The organism is Gimesia sp., from assembly GCF_048260065.1.
In the GTDB taxonomy this organism is placed as follows: domain Bacteria; phylum Planctomycetota; class Planctomycetia; order Planctomycetales; family Planctomycetaceae; genus Gimesia.
Genome location: NZ_JBLXHC010000024.1, coordinates 41,507 through 57,810, shown reverse-complemented (window position 1 = coordinate 57,810; position 16,304 = coordinate 41,507). Strand labels below are relative to the sequence as shown.

Sequence of the window (16,304 nt, the reverse complement as noted above, 5' to 3'; positions counted from 1 at the left end):
TCCAGGTTTATTTAATATAGCGAAAATCGATGCAGGCAATAATCGTCTGACAACAGGCGGTCCAGCGCTGGAGCTCAGTTGTCGAATCCTGCGCATCGGTTTGATTCACGAAGGAGGCAGCGTTGTTTTTTTCCGCCGGGCTGGGAAGTCGTCCCAGTGACATGCGAAACAAAGCGTTGATGCGGGCCGATTCATCGTCGGGGTATTGTTCCAGCAGTCGCTGTGCGATATTCTGTGCCTGTTCGATGACGAACGGGTTATTCATCAGGTACAGCGCCTGTGTGGAAAGCGTGCTGGTGTTGCGACGCCCTACTGACAGGTTCGGATCGGGAAAATCAAAGATCGCCAGCAGATCATGCAGACGGTTTCGGAAGACCGGTACATAGACGCTGCGGAACTGGTTATGGAACTGATACCCGTATTCCGATTTCGTATTCGGGCGGATGGTCTGGTCGTGTTGTGACAGATCCAGTTTTCCACTTACGAACAGAATCGTATCCCGAATGGCTTCGGCATCGAGGCGGCGATGATTCTGGTGGGACAACAGTCGGTTGTCCGGGTCCAGTTCCCGTTGTTCCGCTGTCGAACTGCTGGAACGCTGATAAGTTTCCGAAAGGACAATCTCGCGAATCATGGCTTTGGTTGACCAGCCGTTTTCGATCAGTCTCAATGCCAGGTAGTCCAGCAGTTCCGGATGAGAAGGTGTCTCGCCACGGAAACCGAAGTTATCGACCGTGCGTACCAGGCCGGAACCGAACAGGTGATGCCAGATCCGATTGACATACACGCGGGCGGTCAGCGGGTTTTGAGGATCAGTAATCCAGCGGGCCAGTTCTCTGCGACCACTGGTATCAGCGGAGATGACCGGGGCTTCCCCTGTCTGTGCGACGGTGATGAATCCGCGGGGTACTGTCTTTCCAGGATGGTGGACGTCGCCCCGAATCAGTACGTGATAATCTCCCGGTTCGTCCTGTTCGTAGACTGCCATGATTTCAGGAACTGCGGGCGGTGCTGCTTTCTTATGCTGTTCCATTTCCGTCTTGAGTGCAGCCAGCTGATGTTTGGTTTCTTTGATCTTCAGCAGCGTCTGTTTGTATTCCGAGACGGCTGCCTGCTGTTGTTCTTTGCCAGTCGATTCCACGGGAGCGGAGATGAAGCGAATCGCATCGACGATCACGTAGCCGTCAGTGCCTTCGTTGGAAACGATGATTTCATCGTCTTTCGTCCCTGAAAAATCAAACTGCCCCACCGAGGCGAATGCACCGTCTGTAGGTTGAATGCGCTGGTTCAGGTAAACCGTCTGCTCCCCTTGCGGAGTTTTAATCGTAATCGGCACCCGGGACGCCCGCGATTCTGCAGAATTGTAAGCCAGCTGGACATCATAACGTCCTGATTTGAGTTTACGCGGCGAAAACTTGACTAGCTTTTTCCCTTTGGCGGTATGCTGGTCGTGAATATAACCTTTGCCGATATAGTCTTTGAAAAAGGTGGACTCTTTCCAGTCGCCAATCAGCGTCGCGGAGGAATCATCCAGCGTAATGGTATTCAGATTCTCACGCAGCAGCTTTAATTCCCCCTGCTTTGTTTTGATCTGCGAATTCAGGCTGGCCAGAGTCTGCTGATATTCATCGTATTTCTTCTTCTGTGGCGTCGGCAGAGGCAGCGGACGTTTGGTCCAGCCGGAAACATTGCCGGGGGTCAGCATCTTTGTGCTGCGGAAGATTCCCGCCAGTGCGTAGTAATCGGAAGCAGGAATGGGGTCGAATTTGTGATCGTGACAGCGGGCACAACCCAGTGTCATCGACAGAAAGGCCCGGCCCACGGTCTGGATCTGTTCGTCAATCACATCCATCCGCAGTTGTTCTTTGTCCTGCTGTTCGTAGTTGGTCGGTCCCAGCAGGAGAAAGGCGGTGGCAATCAACTGTTCGCGACGCTGCTGATAGTCTTTCGCCTCCAGCAGATCACCGGCAATCTGCTCGGTAATGAATTGATCGTAAGGCTTATCTGCATTGAATGAATCAATGACATAGTTTCGATACCGCCAGGCAGAATCATACAGCAGCGAACGGCCGCCTCCTGTAGACTGAGAATAGCGGGCGATATCCAGCCAGTAACGTCCCCAGCGTACGCCAAACTGCGGCGATGCCAGAAGCTCATCGACCAGCTTTTCCGTTGCTCCGGGACTCTTATCTTTGAGATAAGCATCTATCTGCGCCGGAGTGGGTGGCAGTCCGGTCAGATCATAATACAACCGACGAACCAGTGTGGTGGGTGATGCTTCAGGCGCCGGTTCGAGATTCCGCTGTTCCTGTCGTGCCCGAATGAATAGATCGATGTCGGTCTCGTACCAGCCCGCATCAGTAACGGCAGGGACAGGATGTGTTGTGATCGGGCGAAAGGACCAGAACTCTTTTCCTTCTTCGATACCGACTCCCTGTTTGACGATCTTGCTTTCACCGTCCCGGGGATCGGGGGCTCCCATTTTGATCCAGGTTTCAAAATCGGCAATGATCTCCGGCGCGAGTTTCCCGGACGGTGGCATCTCAAAGCTTTCGAACCGTAACGATTCAAGCAGCATACTTTCTGCCGGTTTACCTGGTTCCAGAGCGGGACCGGAATCTCCCCCTTTCAGCAGACCGGCTCGTGTATCGAGCAGCAGACCGCCTCGGATTGATTTGGAATCGGCGGCGTGGCATTCGTAGCAGTGTTTGATCAGGACCGGGCGAATCTTTGATTCAAAAAACTCAATTCCCTTGTCCCCTGCTTTCCCTGTAGCTTCCGCGCTCCAGGCAGGTGATATCAGGCCGGACACCAGCAATATCAATACGAAGAAGTATCTCAGGCGGGATTTTGGTTCAGTCCGCAACATTCAGCCTGCTCCTCACTCGGTTTGGGTATGCCCCTTCAGATTGAGCACATCACATGTAACCATCGCGTCTTTCAGCTTATAGACTCGGTCCGAAAGAACCGGGATTCGTGACCGAATGACTGGCCACAATCTCGTCCCTGTGATCGGAATTGAATCAAGTAATGTTTATATCAGCATTTGTGACGAAAAACAACTCTTTTTCCGGCAGGAGATGCCATCAAACTCCCTTTGTTTCCTGAACTTACGACGTTTGAAGCGATTTTGCAGAGTACAGATTCTGGCAAAACCAAAAAAATACCCCCGATTCAGAAATCCGAATCGGGGGGAAACGCAAATGGCTTAGTGGCCTGCAAATTCATTCAGCGCAGAAAATCCAGAAACCTGATCGGCAGATCAGCTGTTTTTCTTCTTGGCTTTCTTACCTTTTGCAGGCTTTTTGATTTTGGCATACTGATCGGCGGTTAAAATACCTTCCAGTTTCCCAGTGACTTCTGCGTTCAGTTTACGAATTTCGCCAGTCACTTCTTTCATCTGTTTTTCCTGATCATCAGACAGGTTCAGTGCAGCATTGACGGCATCACGAAGTTCTTTGCCTTTTTTACCGGCGTCCTTCGCTTCTTTCATTGCTGTACGTCGTGCTTTGACCTGTTCATCGGTCAGAATCTCACGATTCTTTTTCTGCAGAGCGGCAAATTTGGGAGTGTACTCTTTCTTCAGAGCTGCCACTTTTTCTTTCTGCTCGTCAGACAGTTCAATTGAATCAGGAAGATTCAAAGCCTGAATCGTGACGTTCGCCTGTTTTTTGTTGCCCTTTTTCTTTTTGGCACCTTTATCGGCTGCATCTACTGATGCGACACATGCCATGATTAAAGCTACAGCCACAAGCGCTTTTGATACTTTCAACATTCTCATTCCCCCTCAGGAAATAACAGTTAATGCCAGATCTCCAACATGGAGATTGACGGGAAGTGCCACACTTAAGAGAACAGTTTATTAATCACAGCACCATCACGAACGATGGTAATCGGCCGTCCGGTGTTGGTGTGATATTCTTTAGTAAAGTCGATACCCAGGTTGTGGTAGAAGGAAGCAGCGACGTCATCGGGAGAGAATCCGTCACCCTCTGGTTCCGTTCCATTGGCAGTACTCTTGCCGAGTACCTGACCACCTTTGACCATCCCACCGGCCATCAGCATGAACATGCAGCGTGGATAGTGATCGCGTCCGCCGCGCTGGTTATTGATTTTGGGAGTACGTCCGAACTCGCCGGTCACGTAGACGGCCGTTGATTCCAGTAATCCCTTTTCAGCCAGGCCGTTGAATAGAGCAGACAGACCTTCGTCAAACGGAGGCAACTGACGGTTTTCCAGGGCATCCCAGTTTTTGTTGTGCGTGTCCCAGCCACCCATGGAGACGGTAACAAACCGCACGCCGGATTCCACCAGACGCGAAGCCAGCAGACAGCTCTGCCCGAAGCTGGATTCGCCAAACGGTTTGACGAAGTTCGGTGATTCTTTGGAAACGTCAAACGCATCACGGGCTCGTTTCGATGTGATAATCGCTTGCGCCTGCTGTCCGAATCGATCCAGACCTTCGATCAGCTGTGAGTTCTTTTCCAGACCGCTGAATTTCTGATCGATCTCCCGCAACAGTGATTCGCGGCGTTCGATATTTTCAATCGTCAGACCGGAACGGAGTGAGATCCCCCGAACATTAAACGGCTGACCCGGACGTGGTGTGGCGCCCGTGTTTAACGGCGCGTATTTGACGCCCAGGAACCCTGGTTTCTGGGTCGAATTCGGAATCGAAACATACGGAGGCAGGTTTGCCGGCCCCGGATATTCTTTGGTGTAGACGGCACCGTAGCCGGGATATTCCAGAGAAGGCAATGGGCGGCTGCCTGTATTCACGTAAGCGCGACCCAATGCGTGCGCGGCAACAGAGTGTGAGACCCCGCGGAGCAGCGCGAACTTATCCATGCAGGCGGCCAGCTTGGGCAGATGCTCGGAAATTTCGATCCCGCTCACATTGGTTTTAATGGGTTTGAATTCCCCACGATATTCGCTGGACGATTCGGGTTTGAGGTCGAACGTATCCATGTGGGAAGGACCGCCGGAAAGTTCGATAAAGATGGCTGACTTGGCTTTTTCCGGTTTCGCCTGTCCGGCATCTACCATTCTCAGGTAGGAAGAAAGTGTCAAACCAGTGAAGCCGAGCGTACCGATTTTCAGAAAATCGCGGCGTTTCACTCCATCGCATGTCATTGATACGGCCATGAGAATTCCTTTCACATTGTGATGCCTGATTGAAATCATCAGGCGAAAGTTGTTTGGTGATACAGTGGATTGTCGCTGTTGTTTCAGTTTTGATTTTAGTGATTGAGCATGAATTCCTTCGTGTTAATCACTGCCCAGATCAGGTCATACAAACCATCAATTTTATTCTCGGATTCACCCAGGTATTTTCTGGCAGAAGCAATTTCTTCTTCTGTCGGATAACGACTCAGGCTTCTCAGGTAAGTGTTGGTGATAATTTCTTCTGATTTCTCAGCGGAGATCGGTCCTTCAAAGGTCTGCAGTTTCGCAGGAGTATTGCCGGCTTTGCTGGCCATCTGTCGTACTCTGCGGACCTGCTCATTCAGTTCTTTGAACCGCTTTTGAGCCTGCTGGAGTTTCTTCTTGTCATCCTGCTTTCGCAACTGAGCCACACGCTGTTTCGCGTCTTTGGCCTGTTCCTGCAGTTTCTCCAGACGATTCCCCATCTGCTCTTTCTGAGCATTCGGTTTCTGTACCGCTCCCAACTGTTGTCCGACCTGGAACAGCCAGCTGCTGTTGGTACGGTTGATGGCAGAGTACACATCGTTGTCATTTTTGATGTACATCGTCTGTAACAGGCTCGGGTCAACCGAACGGTCACAGTCGCAGTTGTTTTCACGAGTCGAACGTCCGAAGATGGTCAACGCGTACTGCTGATCCCGCATCGCCCGGTTACGAACGCCTGAGGCAGCAATTGCAATCGCACGATCATTGATGCTGTTTTTCATACTGTCGATGGCATCGTCAGAAGCGGTTGCCTGATGAATGGCATCGTACAGAACTTCTGCAGGCAGACGATGGGGAATGTAGTGGCTGAAGTTGACTTCATCCAGTTCATTGGTTTTGTTGGTCTGCCAGCTGCGCTGATACGTGTCACTGTTGGTGATTTCACGATGCAACCATTTCATGTCGAAGTCGCGACGAATGAATTCGCGTGACAGATAGTCCAGCAATGGTGCATTGCTGGGAGGATTGGCCAGGTTCAGGTCATCAGCGGGTTCAATAATTCCCCGGTTGAAGTAAGAAGCCCAGACACGGTTAACGAAGGCTTTCGCGAAGTACGGATTGTCTTCACGGCGTAACCATTCCATCAGAGCGGTACGTGGGTCATCCAGTTCATTGATCTGGACCACTTCGGCTCCCAGGAGTTTGGCTGTATCAGGAGTCTGGCCGTTGCGACCGCCCTTTTTGTTCTGCTTTTTCTTATTTTTATTGTTCTTGCTGGCAGGACGTGCTTTGGTGACATACACCTCCATGAAAGGCACGTCGTTTCCTTTTTTGACTTCTTTGCTCAATTCGCGGAGCAACTGGTTACCACGCAGTTTTTCGGAACCCAGTTTATCCACCATGGCAGCGTATTCGTCCTTGGATTCAGGATTGACGCCAAAATTCACCCGGGTAAAGAATCCGCGGAACTGTTTGAAATCGTTCTGGGTCCATTGGTCAAACGGATGTTTGTGGCACTGGGCACACTGAATCCGGATTCCCAGGAAGGTGTAGGCAAAGCCCAGCACCCGGTCATCGGGGTTCCGCAGGTCACGTCGCGCCCAGTAATAAGGCATGTGATCGCGGTCCGTAATGTCTGTGCCTGGTTTGTCCTGGTAAATCGCATTGATGTTTTTGGTGAACTCTTCGAAGCTCTCGCCATTTTCGCGGCTGGTTGCCAGCAGGATGCCTTCGGTGATTTTGTCGTAGCCGACATTGTTGGCAACGCGTTTTTTGATCCAGTCGTACCAGTCCTGGCTGGGACGTTCGCGGACGGGAGAAACATTCACGAGGTCGTCGTAGTTATTCTGTGTGAAGTCACACAGCTTGGTGGCCCACCAGGCGGCATAACCGGGGCTTTCCAGCAGTTCGTCAATTTTCTTCTCGCGTTTGTCGGGAGAGGTGTCTTTCAGGAATGATTCTATTTCATGAGGTGCAGGCAGTGTGCCGGAAATGTCCAGACTGACACGACGCAGGAATTCGGTATCATCACATTTGTCGGCGGGAACCATGCCCAGTTTCTGCAGTTTGTTGACCACATGTTTGTCGACTTCGGTCGCAGCAGCGATTTGAGGATATTTTTCGCCATACTGTTCGGAGACAGGCTGGATCACCGGAACGGGAATCACGCCGGAATCGTAGAAGGCGACCACATGGGTGTCTCCCGGTTTGGCAGCAGTGACGAGACCTTCTTCGGTGATCGTTGCAATCTGTTCGTTGTTGGTCTGGAAGCGACAGAGCGGCGTGACATCTTCACGTGTGCCATCAGACCAGACGGCGATCGCATTTAAGGAAACGGTCTCCCCTTCTTTTTTGAACTGAATCGCATCGGGGGTGACGATCAGACGTTCAAATTTGGGAGCTTGTTTAGGTAAGCCGTTCGCGCCCGCTTTAACCCAGCTCAACAGCAGTCGATGCTGCCAGCTGTCTTTTTCGAAGCGTTTGCCCCCTTCGTGTTCAATTTCATTGAGAGGCTTCTGAATGATCAGGCTTTCTGCGGCATCTTTCAGGTTGATGCGTTCCGCGTCTTTGTCGGTTAACTGCTGGTGATCCATCGCGAAATCGTAGCCGAACAGTGAAAGCCGGAAATCACCTTTTCCCTGGAATGAGCCGTGGCAGGCGCGTCCATTACAGCCCAGCTTGCCCAGCAGTGGGATAACGTGCTGCTGAAACTGGGGGACTTCCGTGCTGGCAGGGTCAGAAAATCGCTGATTGACCGGCTGTTTGACGTCGGTCTTGTCTGCAGCCTCGCTCGTTGCGGACAACGCGATGACGGCCAGTAAGGAGAAGCAACAACTTGTCATGCGAATTGATTTCATATCACACCTTGCATTAGAGACGACGGTTAAGTCTGTCAGAGAGTAATCCGTTTACTTTTGTTTTTTGTTTGACTGGCCCGTTTTTTTGATACTGCGGTTGATTTTGGCCAACTCAGAATCAACGAGTTTGTCATGGTTTTGTTCGATATCGGCGATGGATTTTTCCAGCTTCTGCAGTCGTTTTTCAGCCTGGGCTTTTTCGTGTTTCAAAAATTCCAGTTGCAGATCCATGCGCTGTTTCAGGAGTGTTTTTAATTCCGCTTCATCATCACTGCTGCCCATAATAGAAACCCGGGCGGCCATCAGCCGAATGCGTGAATCGACTTCCCAGCGTTCCAGGGTCAGTCGGTAGCGGTCATTATCACGTTTTTTGAACCGATCCAGTTTGGTCAGCGTGCTGTCGAGGTCTCGGATCGCACGCTTGTATTCGCGTGGTTTGTGTTTTTTCAGTCGCTGGATCAGGTCCGCCAGTTCAGGATGATGAGTCCGGGCAAATTCGATTGCCAGTTTTTCCCGGTTGGCGCTGACGGCATTGGCTGCTTTCTGCTCTTTTTCTGATTTGGCTTCCGGTGTAACGGCTACTGCTGTTTTTGAAGCATCGCGTGAAATGTTAACCGTCTCCCCTTTGGCTCCGTTTTGTGCAGAGACAGAGGCAGGCAGCAGCAGGCAGCCACAGCTGAGGAGTAACAGCAGCAGACGCGAGTACGTATCAGATTGACGAGGGCTGGATAACATGGCTTCAGTTCACACTTTCATCCGGGAGAGCGACGGCTGTGTAGAGCCAGTCTGGGATTTCGAGCGAATGGTTTTCTGCCAGTGTGGTCTGCTGGTCCAGAGAATCGATTGGTTCCGTCACGGTATTCTGGGAGAGGAACTGATTCTCTTCTGCAGATTCGGACCAGAGGTTCAGCAGGTGTTCCAGGTCTTCTTCAGAAGCATCGTTGAGGCCGGAGCTGGAAACCAGTTCGGTCTGGGGGACCTGAGTTTTCGGCAGCAGGGAGATCGCCAGAAACAGCATCGCAGCGATTGAGCAACTGATGACGACCCATTTCAGCGAACGGTGGTGAGCAACAGGTTGAGATTGAGGAGCGACAGTCGCGGGGACGGATTCAATCGCGTGCAGACCAGCGACCAGACGGGTTGCCTGCGCGAGCGCTTCACGTGCGGACTGCTTTTCTGCCAGCAGTGATTCAAACTGGAGCGAATCAGCGGCGGAAAGTTCGTTCGTGAGGTACTGAAACGCGATCCAGTTCAGATCGTTGTCAGCAGGCTGGTCAGATTCCGGTGTTGTTTGATTCATAATCATGGTCTTGGCAAGTAGCGGTGATAAATGGTTCTGATTTATTCAGCGGGATTATCGAGCCGACTTGAAAGTGATTTAATGGCGAGCCGCATTCTTGTGAGCACAGTTCCCAGAGGGATGTCGAGGTCCTGTGCGATTTCGTTAAACGTTTTATTTTCATAAATCCGGGCCTGTACCACTGCCTGTTGATTCTCAGGCAGATGATTGAGGGCCAGTCGGATCTGCTCAATCGTTTCGTCGTCCAGCAGCTGTTGATCGGGTGAATCGGTCGAGAAAAACTTGGTCGTCTGTCCCAGTTGATTCAATGATTTCTTCTGTATTTTTTTCCGACGAATCAGCCCCATCGCTTCGTTGTAGGCCACTCGAAACAGCCAGCCCTTGCGAGTCTCTTCTTTCGAGGTGCCCCCTGATTCCAGGGCTTTGGAAAACGTCAGCTGCAATACTTCATCAACCAGATCGTGGTTGCGTAACACACCCAGTAAAAAAGCGCGCAATTCGCCAGCATGGTCTTCAAATAGTTGATGGACGAGCTCGGGGGCGAGTTTGCCATCGTTTCCGGTGGCCAATTTCTACTCCCGTTTGTTAACTAAACCACGGCTTTTAGTAATACAGATGCACGAGCGGTCGGGATTATTTTCAGAAAACGGAATGATTTTCAAAATATCCGACAGGGGTTGGAATTCGCGTAAGTCTCTATTTTGCAGGAGAATACAGTCATTTCAGTATGACTGCAGGCGGGAAATCCTCAATCAGAATATACAGATGCGTGGCAATATGCAAAATAATTACCAGCGAAGCGCAGTGATTCACAAAGTCAAGTCACACCCGGGTGTGTTCTTGTGAATAGTGAAGTGAGGGCTGCAAGGCAGGTTCCTTACTCAGGATTATTCTGCGTTGTGAAAATAGATGGCGGGGACAATCGTTTCTGCGATTTCCGGGTGGCTGTAGTAGTTGGGAAACATGTGGCCGGCTCCGACGCATTGGGAGACGTCAATATCGTGAACCCGATTGACGTCATCTCCCAGGGCCCGTCTGTCCAGATAGGTGAATCCGGTTCGTGCCAGGGCGCGGCGGGAAATGGGAGCGAGAACCGGGTAAAACAGCAGGATCCGGTCCTTGTGGTTTCGCAAGTTGATCAGACAGTCGGTGCAGTTCAGACCACAGCCATATCGTTCTCCGGGGTTCAACCAGTTGTGATTGATGGCAGCGGCGGCAAATACAATCCGAAAATGGCGGCACCGACAGCAGATGTGAATGCCACAATCCTGCAGCGAAATCCCTTGGATGCTGCCTCCACCAATCAGATGCATGGCAGAGGCAACTGCGCGTGCTCCATGGCTGTGCCCGAGCATACTGATCTGATGATGTTCGGGAAGTTGGGCAATCAGTCTCGTCAGGTAATGCCCATTATATTCTGCCCGTTTTCCGAGGATATTGACATCAACGGGAATGATCCTGGTCGGCATGTCATCACTGGGCCAGGTAAAAAAGATCACGTTTAACGGCATCTGAGGTGCGGCACTTCGCAACCAGAGATAAGTATTGTAAGAATCGTTCAGCACACTGTCCCAGTCGACGAAGCTGCCATGCACCATGATACAGATGGGGGCTTCCGGATGAATCGACTGGACCAGACTTTCCATCGTCTGTTCCGTCACGCGTCCTTCTGAACTGGAGTGATACACATCGAATTCGCAACAGGGGCAACAGCATTTACTCTTCTGAATACAGCAACGGCTGCTGACAACCCAATAGTTGATTTCGGGAACACAACTGACGCAGTCGGGCGTATTGAGGCACGTTGCAGCAGGAGTATCAGAAGCGGGAGCTGGAGGAACAGATTGCGCAAACCCTGGAGTGACAAACAGCAGCAGGCAGCAGAAAGCGAAGACTTTGAGCTGCATGAATTGAGATTGTAATAAATTCATTGGCCTGATTTATTGAATTCAATGGATGAGTGTGGGGGGCACCGTTTCTCACATGCAGCGCGCACTCCTTGTCCGGTCGTGCGATCAGCGCTTAGATCTCATATCGGTATTCTTCTGAACCGATAAGCGCGATTTAATACAATCTCCGGTTTTGTTGATTGGGGCCACAAAAATGTCCGGATTCTTGCAGAGGTCTCTGGAATACACTAAAGCTGGCGGGAATAAGTATCCGGCAGGCGGAGGAAGAGAACACATTAATTGTGAAATGGGGGGAGATATGCAGTTTCAGCGTATGTCTGCTTTCGGATTGCGGGACCTGTCAGTTCGTACTCACTTTCACGGCGCAACACTTGTAGGAAGGCTGACTGGAATGCGGATCGAATACGGCATCGGTCAGTTGATTGGTCTCTTCATAATGCATAGGAATGAAAAGCTGTCCCGGTTGAACCGATTGAGTAATAAACGCGCGTGCTTTCAAGTGACCCCGCTGCGACTCCACCATGATCCAGTCATTTGGCTGAATCGAATGTGAGCGGGCATCCTGAGGATTCATCTCCACATAGATCCGTTCCGGATAAAGCTTGCGCAGTACATCGGAGTTGCGTGTCCTGGTCTGCGTATGCCACTGCGATGCGGTCCCGCGTCCCGTTAACAGAATGAACGGATACTGATCGTTAGGCGGTTCCGGCATTTTGGAAGGTTCTGAAAAGATAAATCGCGCCCGACCATTCTCATGAAAATAGGCGCCGTCTTCAAAGAGGCGGCGTTGCGGTTCGGGAGGTTGTGTCTGTGTATCGGGGAATGGCCATTGAATGCCTCCCTGCTCGTCAACCGCTGCGTAATTTTCGATACCGGAAAAATCACAGGGTTGATCTTTGGATAACTGTTTCATCAACTGAAACACATCTTCCGGTGATTTCCATTTAGAAAACATTTCGCCGCAGCCCCAGTACTGGGCAATCAGTTTAAAGATGGAAAAGTCTGACAACGCCTGTCCGGGAGCGCGTTTGACGCGTTTCACGCTACCAATCCGCCGCTCGGCGTTGATGAAGGTCCCCTCTTTTTCACCCCAGCCTGCAGCCGGCAGGATGAGGTCAGCAAACTTTGCGGTTTCCGTATCATGATACATATCCTGAACGACCAGGAAGTCGAGACGGTCCAGAATGTCGCGGACCTGTCCCTGGTTGATCCAGGAATGAGCCGGGTTCGTGCAGATGACCCACAGTCCTTTAATTTTACCGGCCAGAATTCCTTCGATGATTTTGTGGTAAGGCCAGCTGTTTTGATCGGGAATCCGTTCTGTCGGGATCGAAAGCACGCGGGCAACTTTCTCGCGGTGTTCGGCGTTCAGAAAATCATGCCCCCCCAATAGATTCGTGGTATTGCTGAATAATCGGGATCCCATCGCATTACACTGCCCTGTAATCGAGTTGGCTCCGGTTCCCGGGCGACCGATGTTCCCGGTCATCAATGCCAGGTTGATCAGAGCCTGCGCGGTACGGACTCCCTGGTAGCTTTGATTGACTCCCATGGTCCACCAGAACGAAACCCGCTTCCCTGATTTGATCAGATCGGCAAACTTTTCGATTGCGGACTGGCTTAACCCGGTTTCGGCAATGACTCGCTCCAGCGGATACTCGGCGACGTAGTCTGCGAACTCCTGAAATCCTTCGGTATGTCCCTGAATGTATTTTTCGTCGATGGCCCCCTGCTCGATCAGGATTCTGGCGATCCCGTAAAACAGAGGCAGATCGGATTTCGGATAGATCTGCAGGTGCAGGCTGGCCTGCATCGCGGTCTCGGTTTTGCGGGGATCGACGGCGATGATTTCAGGGGCATGCGGATTGCGCATCACCCGTTCCCACATGATGGGATGGGCGATACAGGGGTTCGCGCCGACAAAAACCAGCACATCAGATTCTTCCAGGTCCTGGTAAGTGAATGGCGGGGAATCGAAGCCAAACGACTGTTTGTAAGCGGTGACTGCGGAAGCCATGCACTGACGCGTATTCCCGTCGCCATGCTGCATTCCCATCCCAAACTTAGCCAGCGCTCCCAGAAAGGCCATCTCTTCCGTCACCATTTGACCTGTGCTCAGGAAGGCAACGGAATCGTCTCCATACTTCTGCTGAATTCCCTTAAACTTACGGGTGAACAGGCTCAAAGCGGTATCCCAGTCGACCGGTTCCCAGTGGTTGGGAGACTTTTTGACGAGCGGGCTGATCGCGCGATTAGGAGATTCCAGGACGGATAATGCTTCCCAGCCTTTCGGACAGGCCATGCCGAGATTGACCGGGTACTCTGTCGTCGGACTGACGCAGATTCCTTCCCCATCTTTTAAATGAATATTCAGGTTACATCCCGTGCCACAAAAGCCGCAAACCATCTGAGTTGTTGAATCAGGCAGATTTTTTTCGGGAACTTTCCCCAGTCCAAATCCGCCGGGCGAAAGTAATAGCTCTCGGGTCAGGTGCCCTTCTTTCTGATGAATCAGGGAGCCTATATTTGAGGGATCCATTATTGACATCGAAACCGATTCCAGTGCGATAAAAAGTGCGTCATCGTAGTACACCTGGCATGCGGGGAGCGGCAACCGCAGAGAAAAACAGGTATCGTTCCAGCAGTTCACCAGCGAGGTTGGCAACAAACAGGAAGGAGACAATGATTATGAGGCTGATGGTATGTAAAGGTTGAGTCTGGTGATTCAATAAAAAGGTCGGCATCAGAATGCCTCCCAGTATTCCGCAGGCAAATCGAGCCAGCGTGATATTGGAAAGTTCCCCGCTCATCAACAGAGCAGATCGTTTGAGAGGCGAGTTCTGACGTCGCAGCAGGTAGCGAAAGATAGAAGCTTCGTACGCGAGTTTGCAGACAGCAGTGACAATCAGCGCTTTCGCCAGCATCGGCCCTGCCTGGGCAACCAGCAGTTGCGTTTCAGGCGAGCTGGAATAGAGGCCGAATAAATTCAGTGTGAACAGGGTCGATGCAATTCCCATGAGCACAGAGGTCAGCCCGAACTTGATCATCGTGGATTCAAAATTCCAGAACTCACGTTTCGTAAACACGTAAATCATGATTGAACAGAAGATGCCTATGACTCCTGTCAGACCAACCAGTTGACCTGCCAGAGGCTGCCAGGCTTTGAGGTCAGCGAATGATTCTCCTGAAAGCCAGGTCAACAGGGCATACGCGATCGCTGTATTGGAGAAAACACCAAACGCGAGGATCTCACGGCTCAACCAGGAATGTTTGAGTCCCAGGATTCCCCGGAAAGCATATTGAGGACGTCCCAGATGCAACGTGCTGGCCCCGAGCGCAACTAATCCGAAGAAGAGTGCAAACGTGGCAGAAATCCGCATCATGCCGGCTGTCGATTCGGGACTGAGGAAATATTCCAGCGCGAGACTGGTGAGAAACGCGCCGACGGAAAGCTGTGTTAATACCAGCATGATCACCAGAGGCATGTGGGCATGCTGTGGGCTGGCAGAATAATAATCTGCGGGGATGGTATTGCGGGGAAACGGTTTTTTTGATTTATACGTGGTCGTCGGATACGTGTGCTGCGGATCGGGAGCAGCCGGCAGAAACGGATCGATTTCCGAATCGGCAATCACCTGCTCTTTGTTGACGATATTGATGGAAATCGCCTGATGGGGGCAGGCCTGCACACACGCGGGGGCTTCTCCATCAGCCAGACGCTGACTGCACATGTCGCATTTGCGGACAATACCTTTCTTGCTGTGGTATTTGGGGACATCGTAAGGACAGGCCAGCGTACAATACTGGCAGCCGAAACACTGGTCGTCCAGGTGTCTGACGATCCCCGTGATGGGATCTTTTTCGTAGGCATTCACGGGACAGGCCTGCATGCACCCCGGTTCCAGGCAGTGATGACAGGCGGTGGTGACATGCTGATAAATCGGATCCTGGTTTGTACCGCCAGTGAGCAACCCGACATCGCGCCAGGTTTCATTTTCATCCAGTCCATTCAGGGAGTGGCAGGCCGTCACACAGGCTTTACAGCCCGAACAGCGATCCAGATCCACGCCGAACGCATATTGTTCTCCAGACTGAGGAGTGGCGGAAGGAATCAGATCTGCATAATAACGCGACTGTGCCGGCAACTGATTGGAATCGTATTTTCTGGCAAACTGATCGATGGCGGTGAGTGTCTGCTGCTCTTTCAGCAGCAGTGAGATCAGGTCGAATTCCTGTTCGGAGGATGTTCCCCGCGGTGCAACCGAAGCACCCGCATTGCTGGAAAAGGACTGGTTCAGATTTGTGCCGTCAACGTCGAAGTTCATGCGTCTCTATCTGGTTTTATTTTTTTTATGAAATTGTTCACTGTGAATCAGTTCGTGTGGTACTCCCATTTCGAGCAGTCGAAGTGTGAAATCCTGATTGAAATTTCGCGGGCCACATAAAAAGAAACGGGATAACTCAACCTGGGGGATCTTTGTGATCATGAAATCGAAATTGAGTTGTCCACAATATCCCAGCCAGTGAGGGACCGGTTGAGAAAGTGTCAGAAAGTAATGGAAGTCCGGCATTTCCGTGATCAGGTCGCGTGTTTCCTGATCAAATATAATATCCCGATGTGTCCGGGCACCATAAAACAGGTAGCAGATCCGGTTCACGTTTGTGGCCTGCAGATAACGTACGATACTCATCATGGGAGTAATCCCAATGCCTGCACACAGGAGAACCACAGGTTCAAGATGCTGTGCCGGATCAAAATAAAACTGGCCTAACGGGCCTTTGAGCCGTACGTGACTGCCAATATGGATGTGGTCAAAAAAATAGTTTCCGACCTGCCCAGCGGGATTGCGTTTGATGGTTAAATCAATCCGCTCACTTTGATGGGGAGAAGAACTGATGGAAAAACTGCGCCAGACATCGGAACCATTAATATCGAGGCAGACTTTGGCGAACATCCCGGGAAGATGTGGGGAAATCAGTCCCTGTGAATTATCAAGCCGAAAAGTTCGGACCTCATCTGCTTCCTCGATGATGTTGGTCACCGGAAGCGATATCAGTTGATCTTTTTGTATTTTGCTGTCTTGTTGATTGAATATTATCATTCCA

Annotated in this window: 11 protein-coding genes; all 11 read right to left on the bottom strand. The window is 51.3% G+C overall.

The features are described from left to right. Nucleotides 1–7: 7 nt before the first annotated feature. Nucleotides 8–2,869 (bottom strand): DUF1553 domain-containing protein, encoded by a 2,862-nt coding sequence (locus ACN0YN_RS28540; RefSeq protein WP_417388298.1) that lies wholly within the window; start codon nucleotides 2,867–2,869, stop codon nucleotides 8–10. A 393-nt stretch (nucleotides 2,870–3,262) separates the two neighbouring features. Beyond that, nucleotides 3,263–3,775, bottom strand: coding sequence for a hypothetical protein (locus ACN0YN_RS28535; RefSeq protein ID WP_417388297.1), 513 nt, complete (start codon nucleotides 3,773–3,775; stop codon nucleotides 3,263–3,265). A gap of 71 nt (nucleotides 3,776–3,846) precedes the next feature. After that, entirely contained in the window at nucleotides 3,847–5,145 is a 1,299-nt protein-coding gene (locus ACN0YN_RS28530) for a DUF1501 domain-containing protein (protein WP_417388296.1), read from the bottom strand. A gap of 95 nt (nucleotides 5,146–5,240) precedes the next feature. After that, nucleotides 5,241–7,988, bottom strand: coding sequence for a DUF1549 domain-containing protein (locus tag ACN0YN_RS28525; RefSeq protein WP_417388295.1), 2,748 nt, complete (start codon nucleotides 7,986–7,988; stop codon nucleotides 5,241–5,243). Nucleotides 7,989–8,039: 51 nt separating this feature from the next. Beyond that, entirely contained in the window at nucleotides 8,040–8,723 is a 684-nt protein-coding gene (locus ACN0YN_RS28520) for a hypothetical protein (RefSeq protein WP_417388294.1), read from the bottom strand. Nucleotides 8,724–8,727: 4 nt separating this feature from the next. After that, nucleotides 8,728–9,288: a hypothetical protein gene (locus ACN0YN_RS28515; RefSeq protein ID WP_417388293.1), complete on the bottom strand. Its 561-nt coding sequence runs from the start codon at nucleotides 9,286–9,288 to the stop codon at nucleotides 8,728–8,730. Nucleotides 9,289–9,329: 41 nt separating this feature from the next. Continuing rightward, nucleotides 9,330–9,857 (bottom strand): RNA polymerase sigma factor, encoded by a 528-nt coding sequence (locus ACN0YN_RS28510; RefSeq protein WP_417388292.1) that lies wholly within the window; start codon nucleotides 9,855–9,857, stop codon nucleotides 9,330–9,332. A gap of 318 nt (nucleotides 9,858–10,175) precedes the next feature. After that, nucleotides 10,176–11,219 (bottom strand): hypothetical protein, encoded by a 1,044-nt coding sequence (locus ACN0YN_RS28505; protein ID WP_417388291.1) that lies wholly within the window; start codon nucleotides 11,217–11,219, stop codon nucleotides 10,176–10,178. Between the two features lie 319 nt (nucleotides 11,220–11,538). Continuing rightward, nucleotides 11,539–13,737, bottom strand: coding sequence for a molybdopterin oxidoreductase family protein (locus ACN0YN_RS28500; RefSeq protein ID WP_417388315.1), 2,199 nt, complete (start codon nucleotides 13,735–13,737; stop codon nucleotides 11,539–11,541). A 40-nt stretch (nucleotides 13,738–13,777) separates the two neighbouring features. Continuing rightward, nucleotides 13,778–15,523, bottom strand: a complete 1,746-nt coding sequence (locus ACN0YN_RS28495) for a DmsC/YnfH family molybdoenzyme membrane anchor subunit (RefSeq protein WP_417388290.1) — start codon at nucleotides 15,521–15,523, stop codon at nucleotides 13,778–13,780. A 6-nt stretch (nucleotides 15,524–15,529) separates the two neighbouring features. Beyond that, on the bottom strand, nucleotides 15,530–16,300 hold the full coding sequence (locus ACN0YN_RS28490) for a ferredoxin reductase (protein WP_417388289.1): 771 nt from the start codon (nucleotides 16,298–16,300) through the stop codon (nucleotides 15,530–15,532). Between the last annotated feature and the right edge of the window lie 4 nt (nucleotides 16,301–16,304).